The 19,434-nt window shown below is 72.4% G+C and carries 18 protein-coding genes; 6 read left to right on the forward strand and 12 right to left on the reverse strand.

Annotated elements, in window-relative coordinates:
* Positions 1-4: 4 nt before the first annotated feature.
* From ACGFZ2_RS23290 to ACGFZ2_RS23335, 10 genes are all read right to left on the reverse strand, one after another.
* Positions 5-808 (reverse strand): sugar phosphate isomerase/epimerase family protein, encoded by an 804-nt coding sequence (locus ACGFZ2_RS23290; protein WP_393456756.1) that lies wholly within the window; start codon positions 806-808, stop codon positions 5-7.
* Entirely contained in the window at positions 805-1,956 is a 1,152-nt protein-coding gene (locus ACGFZ2_RS23295; protein ID WP_393456759.1) for a DUF993 family protein, read from the reverse strand. The genes ACGFZ2_RS23290 and ACGFZ2_RS23295 overlap by 4 nt, the downstream gene beginning before the upstream one ends.
* Positions 1,953-3,107 (reverse strand): Gfo/Idh/MocA family protein, encoded by a 1,155-nt coding sequence (locus ACGFZ2_RS23300; protein ID WP_393456762.1) that lies wholly within the window; start codon positions 3,105-3,107, stop codon positions 1,953-1,955. Before ACGFZ2_RS23300 ends, ACGFZ2_RS23295 begins: the two co-directional genes overlap by 4 nt.
* Positions 3,108-3,215: 108 nt before the next feature.
* On the reverse strand, positions 3,216-5,303 hold the full coding sequence (locus ACGFZ2_RS23305; protein ID WP_393456765.1) for a PQQ-dependent sugar dehydrogenase: 2,088 nt from the start codon (positions 5,301-5,303) through the stop codon (positions 3,216-3,218).
* Positions 5,304-5,340: 37 nt separating this feature from the next.
* Positions 5,341-6,297 (reverse strand): LamG-like jellyroll fold domain-containing protein, encoded by a 957-nt coding sequence (locus ACGFZ2_RS23310; protein WP_393456768.1) that lies wholly within the window; start codon positions 6,295-6,297, stop codon positions 5,341-5,343.
* Between the two features lie 103 nt (positions 6,298-6,400).
* Positions 6,401-7,150 (reverse strand): ABC transporter ATP-binding protein, encoded by a 750-nt coding sequence (locus ACGFZ2_RS23315; RefSeq protein ID WP_350682651.1) that lies wholly within the window; start codon positions 7,148-7,150, stop codon positions 6,401-6,403.
* Complete coding sequence (locus ACGFZ2_RS23320; protein ID WP_393456771.1) at positions 7,140-7,880, reverse strand: ABC transporter ATP-binding protein; 741 nt, start codon at positions 7,878-7,880, stop codon at positions 7,140-7,142. The genes ACGFZ2_RS23315 and ACGFZ2_RS23320 overlap by 11 nt, the downstream gene beginning before the upstream one ends.
* 156 nt (positions 7,881-8,036) lie before the next feature.
* Positions 8,037-9,200, reverse strand: coding sequence for a branched-chain amino acid ABC transporter permease (locus ACGFZ2_RS23325; protein ID WP_393456774.1), 1,164 nt, complete (start codon positions 9,198-9,200; stop codon positions 8,037-8,039).
* A complete protein-coding gene (locus tag ACGFZ2_RS23330; RefSeq protein WP_393456777.1) occupies positions 9,184-10,071 on the reverse strand; it encodes a branched-chain amino acid ABC transporter permease in 888 nt (295 codons plus the stop codon). The genes ACGFZ2_RS23325 and ACGFZ2_RS23330 overlap by 17 nt, the downstream gene beginning before the upstream one ends.
* Before the next feature lie 6 nt (positions 10,072-10,077).
* The gene (locus ACGFZ2_RS23335; RefSeq protein ID WP_393456780.1) at positions 10,078-11,304 is read right to left on the reverse strand and encodes an amino acid ABC transporter substrate-binding protein; all 1,227 of its coding nucleotides are present in this window, start codon (positions 11,302-11,304) and stop codon (positions 10,078-10,080) included.
* 116 nt (positions 11,305-11,420) lie between these two features.
* Here ACGFZ2_RS23335 and ACGFZ2_RS23340 point away from each other — a divergent pair, with 116 nt between their 5' ends.
* From ACGFZ2_RS23340 to ACGFZ2_RS23365, 6 genes are all read left to right on the forward strand, one after another.
* Positions 11,421-12,527, forward strand: coding sequence for a LacI family DNA-binding transcriptional regulator (locus ACGFZ2_RS23340; RefSeq protein WP_393263430.1), 1,107 nt, complete (start codon positions 11,421-11,423; stop codon positions 12,525-12,527).
* Positions 12,528-12,573: 46 nt separating this feature from the next.
* The gene (locus tag ACGFZ2_RS23345) at positions 12,574-13,077 is read left to right on the forward strand and encodes an O-acetyl-ADP-ribose deacetylase (protein WP_393263432.1); all 504 of its coding nucleotides are present in this window, start codon (positions 12,574-12,576) and stop codon (positions 13,075-13,077) included.
* Between the two features lie 123 nt (positions 13,078-13,200).
* Positions 13,201-13,767, forward strand: a complete 567-nt coding sequence (locus ACGFZ2_RS23350; protein ID WP_393263434.1) for an RNA polymerase sigma factor — start codon at positions 13,201-13,203, stop codon at positions 13,765-13,767.
* Positions 13,764-14,846, forward strand: coding sequence for a hypothetical protein (locus ACGFZ2_RS23355; protein WP_393456783.1), 1,083 nt, complete (start codon positions 13,764-13,766; stop codon positions 14,844-14,846). The genes ACGFZ2_RS23350 and ACGFZ2_RS23355 overlap by 4 nt, the downstream gene beginning before the upstream one ends.
* A 207-nt stretch (positions 14,847-15,053) precedes the next feature.
* On the forward strand, positions 15,054-15,257 hold the full coding sequence (locus ACGFZ2_RS23360) for a hypothetical protein (RefSeq protein ID WP_393456786.1): 204 nt from the start codon (positions 15,054-15,056) through the stop codon (positions 15,255-15,257).
* A complete protein-coding gene (locus ACGFZ2_RS23365) occupies positions 15,254-15,544 on the forward strand; it encodes a sulfurtransferase TusA family protein (protein ID WP_393456789.1) in 291 nt (96 codons plus the stop codon). The genes ACGFZ2_RS23360 and ACGFZ2_RS23365 overlap by 4 nt, the downstream gene beginning before the upstream one ends.
* Before the next feature lie 126 nt (positions 15,545-15,670).
* On the opposite strand, the gene ACGFZ2_RS23370 is transcribed toward ACGFZ2_RS23365, so the two are convergent.
* On the reverse strand, positions 15,671-18,010 hold the full coding sequence (locus ACGFZ2_RS23370; RefSeq protein ID WP_393456792.1) for a heavy metal translocating P-type ATPase: 2,340 nt from the start codon (positions 18,008-18,010) through the stop codon (positions 15,671-15,673).
* 275 nt (positions 18,011-18,285) lie between these two features.
* A complete protein-coding gene (locus ACGFZ2_RS23375; protein WP_393456795.1) occupies positions 18,286-19,311 on the reverse strand; it encodes an acetylxylan esterase in 1,026 nt (341 codons plus the stop codon).
* Between the last annotated feature and the right edge of the window lie 123 nt (positions 19,312-19,434).

The following is a 19,434-nucleotide window of genomic DNA, read 5'->3' on the forward strand; positions in this document are numbered from 1 at the left end:
CGATTCAGGCAACGTGCGTGAGGTAGCCGGCGACGGCCTCGTCGAGCACCTCCCGGCCGGGCCGTGCCCACACCTCCTCGGCGAAGACCTCCACCTCCACCGGTCCGGCGTAGCCGGCCGCGTCCACGGCTTCCCGGAAGCGGCGCAGCTCGACGCAGCCCGCGCCGGGCAGCCCCCGGCCGAGCAGCACCCCCGCCGGCAGCGGCGTCACCCAGTCGGCGATCTGGAAGCAGGCGATGCGTCTCTCCCGGCCGGCCCGCGCGATCTGCGCCCACACCTGGTCGTCCCACCAGAGGTGGTACGTGTCGACGACGACGCCCACCGTCTCCGCCGGATACGGCGCGACGAGGTCCAGGGCCTGACCGAGACTGGCAACCACGCACCGGTCGGAGCAGAACATCGGGTGCAGCGGCTCCACGGCGAGCCGGACCCCCGCGGCCCGGGCGTACGGCACCAACTCGCCGATCGCGTCCCGCGCGTGCGCCCGGGCACCGTCGATGTCCCGGCTGCCGTCGGGCAGGCCGCCGGAGACCAGCACCAGCACCGGCGCGCTTATTGCCGCCGCCTCGTCGATGGCACGCCGGTTCTCGTCGAGCCAGCCGGGAGCGCTGAAGAACCCGCCGCGGCACAGCGATGTGACGGTCAGGCCCGCGTCCCGCACCAGCGCCGCGGCCGGCTCGACCCCGTACGCGGCCAGATCCTCCCGCCACAGCCCCACCCCGGACACCCCGGCGTCGACGCAGCCGGCGACGAGCTCCGGCAGCGGCCACCGCTTCGTCGTCGCCGAGTTGAGTGCGAACCGCTTCACTGCGCCACCCCCGCCGTGGTCATGAACGCCCGCGCGCGGTGCGCGGCCAGCTCGGCGTCGGGCAGCAGCCCGGCCGCGTCGGCCAGCCGCAGCAGCCGGCCCAGGTGCACCGGTGACCGCCCCGACTGGAGACCACCGACCATCGTGAAGTGGTCCTGGTGACCGGCGAGCCAGGCCAGGAACACGATGCCGGTCTTGTAGTAGAAGGTCGGGGCGCCGAACAGGTGCCGGGCGAGCGGCAGCGTCGACGCCAGGATCCGGTCGTACGTCGCCAGGTCGCCGCCGTCCAGTGCGCGCAGCGCGGCGGCGGCCGGCGGCGCGATCGCGGCGAGGACGCCGAGCAGGGCGTCGGAGTGGCCCTCGCCGTCGCCCCGGATCAGGGCCGGGTAGTTGAAGTCGTCGCCGGTGTAGAGCCGTACCCCCGCGGGCAGGCGCCGGCGCAGCGCGACCTCGAAGTCCTCGTCGAGCAGCGACAGCTTGACGCCGTCGACCCTGCCGGTGTGCGCACCGATCAGCGCGACCACGGTGTCCGCGGCCCGCGCGGGATCGGCGTCGCCCCAGTAGCCGGCGAGGGCCGGGTCGAACGCCGGGCCGAGCCAGTGCAGCACCACCGGGCCGTCGGCGTCGGCCAGCAGCCGGCCGTAGACGTCGAGGTAGTCGTCGGCGGACCGGGCCGCGGCGGCCAGGTGGCGGCTGCACATGAGGACCGGCCGGGCGCCGGCGTCCTGCACGTCGGCGAGCTGCTCGGCGTACGCCTTGCGGATCTCGTCGAGCGTGGCCGGGCCGGCCGGCAGCTGGTCGGTGGCGACGCCCGCGCAGATCGCGCCGCCCTCGGCCCGGGCGGCCGCCGCCGAGCGCCGCACCAACTCGCGCGCGGCCGGGTAGTCCATGCCCATGCCACGCTGGGCGGTGTCCATCGCCTCGGCGACGCCGAACCCGTACGACCACAGGTGCCGGCGGAACGCCAGGGTCGCGTCCCAGTCGACGGCGGCGGGCGTGCCCGGCACGTTCTCCGCGCTGGGGTCGGCGACGACGTGCGCGGCGGCGTACGCGACCCGGCTGGCGAAACGGGCGCCGGGCGTGACGTGCTCGCGCCCGGCACCGGAGAGGGTGAGCGGCCCGTCGGGCAGGTTGACGGTCCGGGTCACGGCCGCAGCTCCGTGACCTCGACGCGCCGGCCCTCCCGCGCCGACTGCAGGCCCAGCTCGGCCAGCTGCACACCCCGCGCGCCGGCCCACAGGTCCCAGGTGTACGGGGCGTCCTCGGCAACGTGCCGCAGGAACATCTCCCACTGCGCCTTGAATCCGTTGTCGAACGCCTCGTTGTCCGGCACCTCCTGCCACTGCGCGCGGAAGTCGTCGGTGGACGGCAGGTCCGGGTTCCAGACCGGCTTCGGGGTGGCGGCCCGGTGCTGGACGCGGCAGCGACGCAGGCCGGCGACCGCGCTGCCCTCGGTGCCGTCGACCTGGAACTCGACCAGCTCGTCCCGGTTCACCCGGACGGCCCAGGAGGAGTTGACCTGCGCGACGATGCCGCCGTCCAGCTCGAAGATCGCGTACGCGGCGTCGTCGGCGGTCGCGTCGTAGGGCTGACCGTCCTCGGCCCACCGGCGCGGGATGTGGGTGGTGACGTGCGCGGTGACCGCCCGGACCGGCGCGAGGATCTGCTCCAGGACGTAGTGCCAGTGCGGGAACATGTCGACGACGATGCCGCCACCGTCGGCGGCCCGGTAGTTCCAGCTCGGCCGCTGGGCCTCCTGCCAGTCGCCCTCGAAGACCCAGTAGCCGAACTCGCCGCGCACCGACAGGATCCGGCCGAAGAACCCGCCCTTCACGAGTCGGTCGAGCTTGCGCAGGCCGGGCAGGAAGAGCTTGTCCTGCACGACGCCGTGCCGTACGCCGGCCGCGTCGGCGACGCGCGCCAGCTCGACCGCGCCGTGCAGGGTGGTGGCGACGGGCTTCTCCGTGTAGATGTGCTTGCCCGCCGCGACGGCGAGCCCGATCGCCTTCTCCCGTTCGCTGGTGACCTGGGCGTCGAAATAGATCGAGACGTCCGGTCGCGACAGCGCGGCGTCCAGGTCGGTCGTCCAGTCGGTCAACCCGTGCCGGGCCGCGACGTCGCGTAGTTTGGCCTCGTTCCGCCCGACCAGGACGGGTTCCGGCCAGAGCCGGCTCCCGTCACGCAGCGGTACGCCGCCCTGCTCGCGGATGGCCAGCAGCGACCGGACCAGGTGCTGCCGGTAGCCCATCCGCCCGGTCACGCCGTTCATCACGATGCCGATCGGGACACGTGCCGTCATCGTCCCACTCTCCTCAGGGGTCATCTCCGCACCCGGGCCGGCCGGGTGCCGCACACTGCCCGTCTCCGGCGGGGACGACGGCCCTGCCGTCGTCCCCGCCGGAGGGGTTCAGGCCGGGGTTCCGGTCACCGTCAGGTGACGCAGCCGGCCGATGTTGTCGAACGAGCCGAAGCCGACCCGTCCGGAGCCGAACGTGGTGTCCTTCGCGGTCATCAGCGGGTCCTTCTTCCCGTCCACGTAGACCGCGATCTCGCCGGTGGCCGGCAGGTGCACGACGCGCACCTTGTGCCAGTCGGCGTCGACGATCGCCGGGTTCGCGCCGCGTGACCGGCCGTTCCACTGGTGGTCGATGCGCTGCCGGTCGGCGTTGTTGACCTTGAAGATGCCGTTGTGCGGCAGGATCGTGTTGTCGGTCGACAGGTGGGCGTAGTAGAACTCGGTGTCCGAGCGCCAGCCGAAGACGATGATCACGTCCCGGTTGCTCACCTCGACCGGCGTGTCGAGCCGGACGTCGGCCTGGATCTCCACGGACGACCACTGCGGCCCGTCGGTCACCACCGCGTACTCGAAGGGGCGGCGCGGGCCGGGCCGGCTCACGCCCGCCTCGGCGAGGATCACCTCGTCACGGTCGAACTGCCACTTCGACGGGGTCACCGGCGCCCAGCCGTCCGGGCCCGAGGGCTTGTGCAGCTTGGTGCCGCCGACGTCGCCGCCCGCGAACTCCCGGGTTCCGGTCACCTTCCAGATCTTCCCGTTGGCCTTGGCGAGGAGGTAGAGCCCGCCGGCGGCGTCGGTACCGAAACGCAGGTCTACCCGCTCCGGGTTGCCCGGGGCGCCGGGGCCGGAGAGGTCCTGCATGCGCACCGGCTCACCGGCGGCGGTGAAGAGCGCGAGGCGGTGGATCGTGGCCATCTCGTGGCCCTGCCGCATCTCGTGCGCCTCGGTGTAGAGGACCTGCCCGTCGACCAGATCGCCGAAGACGTACTTGCCCTTCAGCGCGGGCAGCTCGTTGCCGCGGTAGACGAACCCGCCGGCCACCGCGACACCGACGTCGGAGGTGCAGTTCCAGCCGGGCGCCGGGTTGTGGTCGTACGCCGCGACCGGGTACGTGTAGCCGAAGTCGGCGTCGTCCGGCGGCAGCGGCAGGAGCTTGTCGCAGGCGCGCCCCGCCTTGTTGAAGACGAACGCGCCCTCGCGCTCGCTCCAGCCGAAGTTGTCACCGGCGCGCACCTCGTAGATCGCCTCGATGGCGTGCTCGCCGATGTGACCGAGGAACATCCGGCCGGTGGCCGGGTCCCAGCTGAACCGGTGCGGGTCGCGGAACCCGACCGCGTAGACCTCACCCAGGGCGTCGGCCCGGCCGACGAACGGGTTGTCCGCCGGGATGCCGTACTGCCCGTTGGCCGAGTCGGTGCCCTGCGGGTCGATGCGCAGCAGCTTGCCGTGCACCATGCCCAGGTTCTGCGGCTCGGTGTTGCGTACGCCGGTGCCGCCGTCGCCGACGGCCAGGTACAGCAGCCCGTAGTCGCGCTGGCCGGGCCGCGCCGTGGGGTTGAAGTTGATCTCCTGGATGCCGTGGACCTGGCCGGCGAAGCCGATCCGCAGCAGCTCGCGCCGGCTGCCGGAGAACGTGTCGGCGGCCGGGTCGGTCGCCGTCCACTCGGTGATCACGCCGTGGAAGATGCTGTTGGCCTGGGCGTGGTCCGGTGCCCTGGTGGCCAGCGACGCCTGTTCGGTGTGGATGGTGTAGAAGCGGCCGTTGGTGCCGAACTCGGGGTGGAACGCGACGTAGCCGAAGCCCTGGCCGAGCCCGCGGCCGGAGAAGAACTGCGGCGCGAAGGTGTCGGCGACGTCCAGGTAGACGTGCGGCACGCCGTCCCTGACCAGGTAGAGGTGGCCGTTGAGGTCCGGCACGGCACGCCGGCCGGAGCCGTCGGGCAGCTCCATGATGGTGTTGATGCGGGCGGTACGCATCAGCCGCTGGTCGGTCGGTGCCGGGATGGGGAACGACTGAGGGAAGCTGGCGTACTCGGTCAGGACCAGTCCGAGCCTGGACTGGCTGGGCATCTCGACGACCGGGTCGTAGACGGGGTCGGCGGCCCGGACAGGGCCGACCACCAGGGTGGACAGGACGAGGGTGGCGGCGGTCAGCCCGGCCGTCAGCGCGGATCTGCGGGTCTTGCGGACACTGCGCACGCGGGTCTCCTTCCCGGTGAGGCGGTGCGGAGGGTGGTCAGCGGGCCATGTAGCGGTACTGCTTCTCGACGTCGGACGCCGAGACGACGGTGTCGAGGAACATCAGGGCGTCCATACGGCAGTCGCACGGGTTGCGCTCCAGCGTGTCCTGCGGGAAGCTCCCGCCGATCTTGATGCCGCGCGGGTCCGAGGCGGTGGTGACGTGCGGGCCGGGGCCGGACACGAGCCACGGGTCGTCGGTGCGGGTGTAGAAGCCGTCCACCGGCTGGCCGTTGCGGTAGAGCGCCAGCGCGCCGGTGTTGAAGTCGAAGGTGGCCGCGAGGTGGACCCACTCCCCCTTCGGCAGCAGCGTCCGCCAGTCCTCCCCCGCCGCGAAGGTCTGCGAGTTGCCCCCGTCGAGGCGCCGGCCGAGCGCGACCAGCCGCAGTTCGCCGTTGACGTCGATGAGCTCCAGCAGCGCCCGGACGCCGTGGCCGTCCGAGTCGCCCGTCAGCACACCGGCCAGCCCGATCGCGTTGAACCGGTCGGCCGGGTTGGCGGTGGTGGAGTTGGGCGCCGAGGCCTCCATCTCCATCTTGAACCAGCCCATCACGGTGGTGCCCTGGGTGCCGGCGAAGGGGCGCAGGGTGCGTACGCCGCTGGCCGACCAGATGCCCGCCTTCCAGTCGTCGTTGCCGGCCTGGGCGGGGTTCACCTGCCGGGTCTGCAACGCGTTGCCGCTGCCCGGGTAGGCGTGCTCGGCCACGCGCATGTCGGCGCCGCCGTTGACGAGTTCGATCTCGGTGCCGGAGCGGCCCAGGTCCCGCTCGAGCGCCGCGTCACCCTCCGCCGGGTGGTCGAAGTCGTAGAAGGCGACCAGGCTCGATCGCAGGTGGGGATGGACGTCGCGCGGGTTGCTCCGGTCCGCCTGGGCCGGTGGCACCCCGGCGCCCGCCAGCACGCCGGTCGCCAGTACGGCGGCGGTGGCGACGGCGAGCCGTCTCGTTCTGGTCATCGCGATACGCCTCGTTTCAGCTCTGGCGGAGCACGCAACCGCTTCCGGAAGCGCTTCCGTGCTCACGCTCCAACTCTGTGTGCCGCTGTCACGTCGGGGTCTGTTACCGCTTCGGCGGTGCCGTCGGCTCGGCGGGCCGTCCGCCGAGGTACAGCTCGCCGAGCTGCGGGTCGGCCAACAGTTGCGGCGCCGGCCCGGAGATGTGCACGCGCCCGAGGTCGAGCACGCAGCCGAGGTCGGCCGTCTCCAGCGCCCGCCGGGCGTTCTGCTCCACGAGCAGCACCGCCGTACCGGCGTCGCGCATTCGCACGACCTGTTCGAACACGGTGGTCGTCGCCTTCGGGTCCAGACCCATGGACGGCTCGTCGAGGAGCACGACCTTGGGGTTGACCATGAGCGACCGGGCGAACTCCACCTGCTTCTGCTGCCCGCCGGAGAGCAGTCCGGCCAGCGAGTTCCAGCGCTGCGCGACGACCGGGAAGACCTCCTTGACGAAGGCCGTCCGTTCGGCGATCAACGCCTTGTCCTTCAACGTGTAGCCGCCCAGCAGGACGTTCTCCGCCACGGTCATCTCGCGGAAGACGCTGTGCCCCTGCAGGACGTGCGCGACGCCGGAGGCGAGCATCCGCTGCGGCCCCTGGCCGGTCACGTCCACGCCGCCGACGAGGATCCTCCCGGAACGGGGCCTGAGCAGCCCGCTGGCGACCTTCAGGACGGTGGACTTCCCGGCGCCGTTGGGGCCGACCAGGCAGACGATCTGGCCCGCGGGCACCGAGACGGTCAGGCCGCGCAGCACCGGCGCGGCGCGCCCGTAGCCGGCCTGGATGTCGACGAGTTCGATTTCAGACGCCAAGGTAGGCCCCCAGGACGCGTTCGTCGGAGCGGATGAGCGACGGCGGACCTTCGGCGATCGGGCGGCCGCGGTCGAACACCACGATGTGGTCGCTGACGCTCATCACGAGGTCCATGTTGTGCTCGACGATCACGAACGTGCGCCCCTCGGCGTTGAGTTCGCGGACCAGGGTGCCGATCCGGTCCAGCAGCGCCGGGTTGACGCCGCCGGCCGGCTCGTCGAGCAGGACGGTTTCCGGGTCGCTCATCAGCACACCGGCGAGTTCCAGCAGCTTCTGCTGGCCCCAGGACATGTTGCGCGCCTCCACGTCGGCCAGGTGCTCGATGCCGAGGCGGGTGAGCCAGCCCCGGGCACGGTCGACCTCCGCGTGGCCGCGGGCGCCACGCAGCAGGCCGGTCAGGCCGGCCGGGCGTACGGCCGCGAGGACGTTGTCCAGCGCCGTCATCCGGGGAAAGACGCGGCACAGCTGGAACGTACGGCCGACGCCGGCGTGGACGATGCGGTGCGGGGCCGCGCCGGTGATGTGCCGCCCGCGGTAGGTGACCTGCCCGCCGTCCGGCCTGATCATCCCGGTGACGCAGTTGAAGAAGGTCGTCTTGCCCGACCCGTTCGGCCCGATCAGCGCGTTGACCTTGCCGTGCTGGAACTCGACGGTCGCGCCGTCGAGCGCCACCACGCCACCGAACGCCTTGGTGAGCCCGGCGGTGGCCAACCCTCGTACCTCGCTCATGCCGGCACTCCGCTTCGCTCCGTGCCGTCATGAGGCACCACCGCCCTGAGCCGAACGATTCGCTCACTTCGTTCGCTCATGCCGGCACTCCGCTTCGCTCCGTGCCGTCATGAGGCACCACCGCCCTGAGCCAAACGATTCGCTCACTTCGCTCGCTCATGCCCGCTCCTCCGTCGACTGGGTCCGCGCACCGGCGGCGCCAGCGGCGGCGTCCACCGGTTCCCGGGTGGCCGGCGCGGCGGCGGCCTCGGCGCGCTGCTGGCGCAGCTGCGCGGCCGTGATCTCGCGGATCGAGTTCTGCGCCGGCCGCATCCGGCCGAGCAGGGAACCGATCGCCGGCAGCACGCCGTCGGGCATGAAGAGCACGACCAGCGCGAGCAGCAGGCCCGTCGCGGCCAGGTGCAGCTGGGTGTCGCCGAACTCCACCTTGAAGTACTCCAGCCCGATGCCGACCACCAGCGCGCCGATCAGCGGGCCGAACAGGTTCCGGACGCCGCCGAGCAGCGCCATCAGCACCAGGTACGAGCCGGTGAGGATGGAGAACTGGAACACCGGGTCGAGGTCGCCGAACCAGAGCGCGTAGAGCCCGCCGCCCAGGGCGGTGAACCCCGCCGAGACCACGAACACCACCAGCTTGTACGCGAAGGTCGGGGTGCCCAGCGCCTCCGCCTTGTCCTCGTCCTCCCGGATGGCCTTCAGCCCGAGGCCGAACCGGGAGCGGTCGATGACCCACCAGGCCAGCAGGGCCAGCGCGAGCAGGCCGGTGAACAGGTAGTAGAACACCCGGTGGTGCTCCGGACGGAGCAGGTCCGGGAACGGGCGCGGCACGACCAGACCGCGTGACCCGCCGGTGAGCGACGCCCAGCTCTGGAAGACCAGCAGCAGGATCAGCACCAGCGCGATCGAGACGATGACGAACGACGCGCCGCGGACCCGCAGCGCGGCGAAGCCGATCGGTACGGCGAGGGCGGCCACCAGCAGGGCCGCCACCACGAGGGCCACGAAGCTCGGCAGGCCGGCCTTCGTGACCAGCAGGGCGGTCCCGTAGCCGCCGAGCCCGGCGAGGGCGCCGTGGCCGAGGGAGATGTACCCGGTGAACCCGCCGACGAAATTCCATGACGTCGAGAGCACCGCGTAGTTGAGCACCACGACGCCCGCCGAGAGGATGTACGGGTTGGGTGCCAGGGACGGGAAGGCCAGCACCGCCACGGCGAGCAGCACGATCGCCGCCACCTGGAGGGCCCGGTCGAGGCTGCGCCGTGCTGTCGGTGGCCCGGCCGGCGGGACGGCCACCGTCGCCGGGTCAGAAGCGCTGGGCAAGGCGACCTCCGAAGAAACCTTGTGGCCGGAACGCAAGCGTCGCGAACAGGGCCAGGTAGAAGATGGTCTGCGCCCAGGTCGTGCCGAGCGGGATCTGCAGCAGGCTCTGCAGCATGCCGAGCACCATCGCGGCCATCGCGGCACCGGGTACGCTGCCCAGCCCGCCCACCACGATGATGGCCATCAGCGGGCCGATCCAGTGCCAGTGCAGCGACGGGTAGATGGTGGTGTCGAGGGCCAGGGCCGTGCCGCCGACGGCCGCGGTGGCGAGGCCGAGGCCGAAGCCGTACCCGGCCACCCGCTCGGTCTCGATGCCCACCAGCCGTGCCGCGTCGCGGTGCTGGATGGTCGCCCGCAGGGCCCAGCCGAAGGTGGTCTTCTTCATCAGCAGGTAGAGGGTGGCCAGGGCGACGGCGGCGAGGCCGAACGCGATCAGCTTGACCACCGCGACCCGGGCACCGAAGATCCCGAAGCTCGCCGAGCCGTAGCCGAGCTGGACCCGCCGCTGGGTGCCGTCGAACACGTAGCCGAGCAGACCCTCGATGGCGACCGCGATCGCGAAGGTCAGCAGCACCGACATCATGGTCAGCGTGGCCGGGCGCAGCCGGGCCAGGAGCAGCCGCTGCAACAGGACGCCGCAGGCGAAGAAGAGCGGCACGGTGGCGATCATCGACAGCAGCGGATCGACGCCCAGCCGGGTGTGGGACCACCAGGCGAGGTACGCGGCGAGGATGAGGAACGCCGAGTGGGCGATCATCACGACCCGCATGATTCCGAAGTAGAGGGTGAGTCCCGCTGCCAGGAGGGCGTAGAGCCCTCCCAGCAGCAGACCCAGGATGACGCTCTGGAAGAGCAGGGCACCGGAGGGCATGTCGTCCTACCAGGCCGGCTTCGGGTAGACGAGGTCGGTCTCCTTGGCGTCGGCCGGCAGCACGATCTGGATCTTGCCGCCCGCCCACTGCTGGATCATGTGGGCGCCCTTGGGCTTGCCCGTCGCGTCCCAGGAGAGCGGGCCGACCACCGTCTCCACGGTGTTGCCGCGGACCCACTCGACCAACTTCTTCTGGCACTCACCCTGCTCGGCGCAGCCCACCGCGGTGATCGCCGCCGCGACGACCTGCCCGGTCGTGTACGCGTTGGCCTCGTCCTCCTCCGGCGGCGAGCCGAACTGCGCGGTGTACTTCTCGACGAACTCCTTGTTGCTCGGGTACGGCGCGTCCTGCGTGTACCCGGTCGGCGAGAGGATCCCCTCGGTCTTGTTGCCGATCGCCGCGGCGAACTCGGGGTTCGTCGGGGCGGTGGAGAAGGCGGCCAGCTTCGGCTGGTACCTGAGCTGCTGGAGGGCGACGATCAGGTTCACGCCGTCCTGGTACTGGGAGCCGCCCACCACGAGGTCGGCCTTCGACGACGCGATCTTCGCGGCGATGCTGCCGAAGTCGGTGGTGTTCGGCGGGTAGACCTCGTCGACGACGGTGCGGACGCCGCCCGCTTCGAGCTTCTCCTTCAGCCCGTACGCCGTGCCCTGCGCGAACGGGTCGTCCATGGCCGCGTACGCCGCGGTCTTCGGCCGCTGGTCGGGCGGCAGTGCCAGGATGTACTCGGCCAGGTGGTTGTAGTGGTCGTTCGCCACCGCCGGGGCGGCATAGAACAGGTTCTTGAAGCCCTGCTCGAAGACCTCCTTCGCCGCGCCCGCCGGCTCGACGAAGAGCATGCCGTACTCCTCGGCGACCCGGGCCGCGGGCACGACGAGACGGGTCGAGAACGGGCCCACCACGAGGTCCACGTTGTCCTTGCCGATCAACTGCTCGTAGTCGGCGACCACCCGGTCCGCGTTGGACTGGTCGTCGAGGATCTTCAGCTCGACCTTGCGGCCCAGGAGGCCGCCCTTGTCGTTGGTGATCTTGGCCCAGGCCTCGTAGCCGCGCTGGACACCCTTCCCCGGTTCGGAAAAGTCCCCGGTCAGGGGAAGGGAGATCCCCACGACGATCGGATCGTCGGCGTCGGAGGAGCCCCCGCCACCGCCGCCACCACAGGCCGCGAGCGCGAGGGTGAGGCTCGCGCCGAGTGCTGTCATCCACTGGATTCGCTTCAAACGGGTTGTCATCCCGAGACGCTCCTTTGCCGGGACGGAAGCGCTTGCGAAAGCGCTTGCGTAGACTAGGCTGTGGTTTGCGTCACTGGCAATAGTCAGATGACATCGATGTTTCCAGGGAGTTGCCGATGCCCAGGCCTGGCCCGAGACTGCGGCTGATCGACGTCGCCGAGCGCGCGGGTGTCTCGCTGGCGACCGCGTCCCGCGCCCTCGCCGGCCGGGAGGGGGTCAGCGAGGAGGTCGCGGGGCGCGTCCGGCAGGTCGCCCAGGAGCTGGGATACGTCGCCAACCCGTACGCCCGCACCCTCGCCGGCGGCACGAGTTCGACGGTCGGGCTGGTCGTGCACCAGGTCGACGACCCCTACTTCTCCGAGATCGCCGGCGGGGTCATCCAGGTGGCCGCCGAGGAGGGGCTGCTGGTGCAGATCTGCCACTCCGGCCGGGACCCGGACGCGGAGCTACGGCAGCTGCGCCATCTCATCGCGCAGCGGGTCGGGATCATCCTGGTCGCCGGATCGGGCTACGACGACGCCCGGATCGAGGCCGAGGCCCGCGCCGAGCTCGCGGAGTTCCAGAGCCAGGGCGGCCGGGTCGCCGTCATCGGCCGGCACGCCCTCGGCGTCGACGCGGTCCTGCCCGACAACGAGGCCGGCGGCCGCGCCCTCGCCGAGCACCTGCTGGACCTCGGGCACCGCCACATCGCCGTCGCAGCCGGCACGGCCGGGCTCACCACCGTCGCCGACCGGCTCTCCGGCGTGGCGGCCGCCCTGCGGCAGCGCGGCCTCTCCCTCGACGACCTTCCCGTCGTGCACTCCGACTTCACCCGCGACGGCGGCCGGGTCGCCGCCGAACGGATCCTGCGCGACCACCCCCGGACCACCGCGATCATCGCGCTCAACGACGCGATGGCCATCGGCGTGCTGTCGACGCTGCGGGCGCACCGCATCCCCGTGCCCGAACGGATGTCGGTCGTCGGGTTCGACGACGTCTCCGTCGCCGCCGACCTCGCCCCCAGCCTCACCACCATCCGGCTGCCCATGACCGACATGGGGCGGATGGCGCTGTCGCTCGCGCTCAAGCCCCGGTCGACCCGTCCCCGCCGCCGGTCCACCGGCCACCTCCTGGTGGTCCGCGACTCGACCGGGCCCGCCCCCACGGTGCTGCCCGCGAGCCGCGCCGACGGCCACCGCACCGGGGCCGGCGACCTGAGCGGAGCCGTCGGGCCCGTCGGCTGAACCCTCCCCGAGGTCGCGGGCCCTGCACCGGTGGCAGGATCAGGCCATGCCTTTGATCGAGGTCGTACTGGGTGACATCACGGACGAGGACGTCGACGCGATCGTCACCGCGGCGAACGAGTCGCTGCTCGGTGGCGGCGGCGTCGACGGGGCGATCCACCGCGCGGCCGGGCCACGGCTCGCCCGGGCGGGCGCCGCGCTGGCGCCGTGCGAGCCGGGCGACGCGGTGGCCACTCCGGCGTTCGACCTGGACCCACCGGTACGACACGTCATCCACACGGTCGGCCCGGTGTGGGAGGGCGGCGGCCACGGGGAGACCGACGTCCTGGCGTCGTGCTACCGGCGCTGTCTCGAGGTCGCCGACGTCATCGGCGCGCGCAGCGTCGCGTTCCCGGCCATCGCCACCGGCGTCTACGGGTTCCCGGCCGACCGGGCGGCGGCGATCGCCGTGACCACGATCCAGGCCACCCCCACCGAGGTCGGGCAGGTACGCCTCGTCGCCTTCGACGAGGCCACGTACGACCTGCTGACCGCGGCGCTGCACACCTGACCGCCTCGTACGCGCCATCCCCGTGCCGCATCGGCGGGACCCGAATCGAGGTCGGCCCGGCGAGCGCCGCGATTCCCGGGTCGGGTCTGTCACGATGGGCGCTCCCACGGACATGGAGTAGACGTGGGTTCGGGGACTGAGCACGAGGACCGCTTCCGACGCGTCTACGCGGCGAACTTCGAGCCGCTGCTGGCGTACGCCATGCGGCGCGTCGAGCAGCCCGAAGACGCGGCGGACGTGGTCGCCGAGACGTTTCTCGTCGCCTGGCGGCGCAGCCGTGACATGCCGCCGGAGGCTGAGGTTCGGCTGTGGCTGTACGGCGTGGCCCGACGGGTGCTGGCCAACCACCACCGCGGCGGAGTGCGCCGGGAACGGCTCGGTGAACGGTTGCGGCAACGACTCAGGGTCGCCGTCGCCGGCGACCCGGGCAGCGAGGTGCCCGAACGGCTCACGGTCCGGGCCGCGCTGGCCCGGCTGGGCGAGTTGGATCGCGAGGTGTTGATGCTGACCTTCTGGGAGGGCCTGGAGCCGCGCGAGGCCGCCGCGGTCCTGCACGTGAGCCCGGCTGTTGTCCGTACCCGGCTGTCACGTGCCCGGGCCCGGTTGCGAGATCTCGTCGGTGACGACCTCGGCCCGCCCGGACATGTACTCGACGTCATGGCAGCACGCACCTCGGAGGAGGGCAGATGACCGACGAGCACCTCGGCCGGATGGTCCGAGACGCCGACCCGTACCGACCCGATGTCATCAGGCACCTCGACGGGGCCGCGCAGAACCTCTTGGAGGAGATCATGTCCGTGCCGACCCTCGGACCCGTCGCCGAGCCGCCCGGCAAACGCCCCCGGGCGCGCCGCGGCATGATGAGCGGGCTCGTCGGCGCAAGCGTCGCGGCCACCCTTCTCGCCGGCGTCCTGGCCGTCTCGATCATGAACGGTGACCAGCCGGAAGGGCGCCCGGCGACCCCGCCGATCGCCTCCGAAGCGACGGGCCCGGCCGCGTATTCGGCGATGGTGCTCAAGGCGGCCGAGGAGAACCCGCGGCTGCTGATCGACCAGCCTGGCTGGAAGGCGACCACCGTCTACGGGTTCGCCGAGAAAGCGGGCACCATCGCGTTCAGCAACGGCGGACAGCAACTGGAGATGAACTGGTACCCGGCCGCCCAGTACGACGGCTACCACAAGGATCGGCTCCGGGTCAGCGAGCCGGAACCGGTGAAGGTCGACGGCTGGCCGGCCGACCTGTTCCGGTACAGCGCGAGCGACTTCGCCGTCATGCTCCGTCCCCGCGACGGTTCCTTCGTCGAACTGCGTACCGGGAGCGCCTGGACGCGGAGCGAGTTCGATCGCGTTGTCGCCGACGTGGTCCGCGTCGACGCCCGCACCTGGCTGGCCGCACTTCCGGCCGAGATCGTCACACCCGAGCGGGTGCAGGAGCAGGCGGCCAAGGTGCTCGCCGACGTGCCGCTCCCGCCAGGCTTCGACATCGCCGCACTGAACGGTCTCGGCACCAACGACCCCTACCAGTTCGGCGCCAAGGTGACCAGCCGGATCGGCTGCGGATGGATCGCCGAATGGCTGCGGGCGAAAGAGGCCGGCGACGACGGCGCCCTCCGGCGGGCCGCGGACGCGTTGCGCGGTAGCCACAAGTGGAAGGTGCTACACCAGATGAACGACGAGGGTGACTGGCCGGAGGTGTTCTGGGAGACCGCCGACAAGGTGGCCGCCGGAAGCCCGCCCGTCGGGTACAAGGAGGCCCTGGGCTGCGAGTAGCCGTCCCGGACCGGCGAGCAGTCTCGGGCTGGGCGCTGAGGATCCCCGGATCCTCAGCGCCCGGCGCCTGCTCTGCGTCTCATCGCGCCCCGGGGGCGGCGCGCCGATTACGGTCCTGACGGCCTTGCCGCCCTGGGCGGCCTGCTCGCCATCGCCACAGCCCTACTCGGATCGGGCTGGAACTCGGCCTGATCGCCGGCACCGCAGATGGTCACCGACGCGGTGCCCCTGGCCAACCGGGCCAGGACCCAGGGCATGATGGACGTGTCCATCGCTGTCGCCGGCGCCACCGGCGGCCTTTCCTCCGGCCTGGTCGTCTCCGCCGCCGGTTCTCCGGTCCTGGCGCTCGTCGGCGGCCTCGTGTCCCTCACCATGCTGCCCGCCATCACCGCCACCACGAGGATCCGATGAACCCGCCCACCGACCCTGCCGTCCGCACCGTCGACGGCAGTGGCCTTCTCTGCGTCACCCTCCTGCTCCGCCTGCGGAAGGAAATCGACGGCGTCCCGCCGGGCACCGTCGTGCACGTCATCGCCACCGACCCCGTCGCGCCCATCGACCTACCCGCCTGGTGCCACCTGACCGGCCACACGTGGCTCGGCCGCCAACCATCCGCGGCCGGCACGGTCTACGCGATCCGCGTCACCGCAGCGGCCACACCGGTCGACCAGCAGCGACCCTGGATCACCCACAGCTGACCGGCCTGCGGGGCGTTCACCCACTTCACCGTGCCGAGCCTGAGCCGCTCCGATTCGGCGATCCCAGCCCGGTCGGGGTCAGCATCGGCTGCGACGGCGTCTGCGCTCCCCGAAGGACTCGAACCCCTAACCTTCTGGCGCATAGGTCGGGTTGAGGGAGAAGTAGTCCTCCTCTTCCTGGGCCAGGTGCAGCCGGAGCACGGCGTCCAGGCCGTACAGGGCGGCCAGCAGGTCGGGCACCTCCTCGCGGCGCAGCCGGCCGTCCGGGTGTTGGGCCAGGTGGCCGCCGATCCGGTTCATGAGCCGGTGGATCTCCACGTGTGCGCGGCTCATCGTCGAGGTCGCGTCGGCGCTGCCGAGCGGGCCCGCCAACGCCGGGTAGAGGTGGCGTTCCTCGGCCGCCTCGTGCGGCAGCACCTCGTCGACCAGGCGGCGGTGCACGTCGCGCAACGCCGGCACGCACTCCGGCGCGTCGGGGCGGGTCGCCACCAGGTCGGCGGTGTCGCGCAGCCGGGTCAGCACGTCCCGCACCCCGCCGTGCTCGCCGGCGTACCGGTCGAGCAGTTTCCGGGTTTCCGGCGGGACGTCGCGGCGGCGCAGGCCGCCCCCGAGGGCGCGCAGCGCGTTGAGGATCACCAGCACGTCGATGCCCTCCTGGAGGAACGCGCCGGCGACCGGGGGCAGCCCGCCGGCCGCAGCGATGATCATCGCGACGACGGCCAGGCCCATCCCGACGGTGGCGCTCTGCACCGCGATGCGGCGCGCGTACCGGGCGATGTCGACGGCGTCGGCGAGCCGGTCCAGCCGGTCCACGGTGAGCACCGCGTCGGCGACGTCGGCGGACGCCGTCGCCCCGGTGGCGCCCATTGCCACCCCCACGTGCGCCGCAGCCAGGGCCGGGGCGTCGTTGACGCCGTCGCCGACCATCACCGTGATCGTCCGGCCGGACTCCTCCCGGACCCGGGCCACTTTCTCCTGCGGCGAGCACTGGGCGATCACGTCGTCCACGCCGACGGCCTGCGCCACTTGTCGAGCGGTCTCCGACCGGTCGCCGGTGACCATGATCAACCGGCGGAGGCCGGCCTCCCGGAGCCGCCGCACGGTACGCCGGGCGTCGGGACGTACCGGATCCTCCAGCAGGATCGCGCCGAGCGGGGCGCGGTCGTCGCTGACCCAGACGGTGGAGCGGCCGGCCATTTCGGCGCGCTCGTGTACCCGGCGCGCCCACTCGGGTGGTTCACCGGTGAGCTGGCCGACCCGGACCAGGCGGCCGTCCACCCGGCCGGTGACCCCGCGCCCCGGTTCCTCGGTGACGTCGGCCGGCTCGGCCAGCGGCAGCCCCTGCTCGCGGGCCTGCCGGACCAGGGCGGCGGCAAGCACGTGCGGGGAGAGCTGCTCGACGGAGGCGGCAAGCCGCAGCACCTCGTCCCGGTCGCCGCCGGGGGCGACCACCGTCTCGGCGGCACGGGGGCGGCCGGTGGTGAGCGTGCCGGTCTTGTCCATCAGCAGGGTGCGGGCCCGGCCCAGCAGCTCCAGCGACCCGCCGTCGCGGACCAGTACGCCGCGCCGGGCCACCCGGGACAGCCCGGAGACGATCGCGATGGGGGTGGCCAGCAGCAGCGGGCAGGGGGTGGCCACCACCAGCACCGCCACCGCCCGCAGGAACTGGCCGCTGAGCAGCCAGGCGAGCCCCGCCAGCAGCAGGGTGAACGGCACGAACGCGGCGGCGTACCGGTCGGCGAGCCGAACCATCGGGGCCTTGTGCGCGGTGGCCTCCTCCGCGAGCCGGACGATGCCCGCGTACGTGCTCTCTGCCGCGCTCTTGCCGGCCCGCAGCCCGAACCCGGCGCCGGCGTTGACCACACCGCTGACGACCTGCTCACCGGCGGAGCGGGTGACCAGCTGCGATTCGCCGGTGACCGTCGACTCGTCCAGGGTCGCGGCCTCCTCGACGGTCCCGTCCACCGGCACCACGTCGCCGGGGCCGACGACGAGCCGATCTCCCACCGCCACCTGGTCCAGGGGCACAACCTCGATCCCGCCGTCCGGGGTGCGTCGCCGCGCCTGCCGGGGTGCCCGTTCCAGCAGCGCGCGCAGGTCACGGCTGGCCCGGCGCTGCGCGTAGTCCTCCAGCGCCTGCCCGGTGGCGACCATCACGGCGATCACCGCGCCGGCCAGGTACTCGCGGACCAGCAGCGTGCCGACCAGCGCCAGGACGGCGATCACGTCCACCCCGAACTGCCGGCGCCACACCTGCCGCAGCGTCGACCAGGTGGCCGGCAGCAGTGCCACCAGGGTCACCGCCGCCCAGACCAGTTGGGCCGCCTCCGGCAGCCCGGCGAGCCACAACCCGGCGCCGGCCAGCACGGCCAGGGTGAGCAGGGTCAGCGGCGCCCACTGCCGCCAGTCCACCCGGCGCCGCCCCACCGGCCGCTCCGGTACGCACTCGCGCGGTTCCGCCCTCACCTACGGATCGTCCCAGCGGCGCGGCCGGCCGGACCGGGCAACCGAGGTAATCCGGCGCGGGCCGGGCGAGCGCCAGCGCGCTCACCGAGGCCGCCACGACGGCCGGTCGCGCCCCCCTCCGTGGACAACACCCCACCCTGGCGCTGGGCAGCCCTCCCGACGCGCTGGCACTACGGAGGGTGCGGGCCCCGCCTCGCCGCCACCGACCCGAGGGTTCGGGTAAGATCCCCCGCCAGCGGAACATCCCTGGCTAATGCCATCAGCTATCCGAGGGCTCACGCCGAGCTACTCTCCGCCGCCCCGTTCTCCCCGCCACCCCGGTTTCCTCCAGCGGCCAGCACCTCGGCGAAGAACCGCAACCGGACCTCGTCCTGCACCGACTCACCGCCTTCGTGTCCGTTGAACGGGTACACCTCGATCCGGCGCGGGCCGGCATAGTGGTGGTAGGCGCCGAACACCGTCGACGGCGGGCAGCTGGCGTCCATCAACGCCACGCTGAACAGTGCCGGGCAGCGCCCCCGGATGGCGAAGTTGACCCCGTCGACATAGCTCAACGTGTCGAAGACCCGCTCCACGTTGCCCCGGTGGACCTTCAGGTAGTTGACGATCTCCTGGTAGGGGCCGGCGGTGGCCCGCTCGGCGCCACGCCGGAAGTCACAGAGGAAGGGCACGTCGGGCGCGACCGCGCGCAGCCGGGGGTCGAGGGCCGCGACCGCCAGCGACAGCCCGCCACCCTGGCTGATTCCGGTGGCCACCACCTGGTCCGGATCGACCAGCGGATGCGCCCGGGCCGCCTGTACGGCACGCACCGCGTCGGTGACCACCCGCCGGTAGTAGAGGGTTCGGGGGTCGAGCACGCCCCGGGTGACAAAGCCGGGATGCTGCGGGTTGCCGCCGGCCGGCTCGTGGTCGGGGGTCGCTCCGGCACTCCACCCGCTGCCCTGGCCCCGTACGTCCATGAACAGGTGGGCATAGCCCGCGGCGGCGTAGAGCAGGTTCTCGTGCGGCAGGCCCCGGCCGCCGCCGTAACCGGGAAACTCCACCACGCACGGCAGCGGCTTTTCGGCACCGGTCGGGACGGCGAGCCACGCCTTGACCCGGTCGCCGCCGAAGCCACTGAACGTCACGTCGTGGACGGTGATCACGCGCAGCGGCGAGTCGACCGGCTCGAAGGTGGCGTCCAGATCGCGCCGGGCCGCCTCGGCCAGGGTGTCGGCCCAGAACTCGTCGAAATCGGCGGGCTCGCGGCGCACCGGCCGGTATCCGGCGAGTTCGGCCAACGGCAGGTCGGTCAGCGGCATGGCGTACCCCATTTCCTCTGGTCGTGTCGGCCGACCCGAACCAGCCATGGTCACGCTGGGTGACGACTGATGTCCAGTATGGACGGGCGGGTGAACGGCCGGATGCCATCCTTGGCTGCGGCG

This window comes from Micromonospora sp. NPDC048063 (genome assembly GCF_043202855.1).
In the GTDB taxonomy this organism is placed as follows: domain Bacteria; phylum Actinomycetota; class Actinomycetes; order Mycobacteriales; family Micromonosporaceae; genus Micromonospora.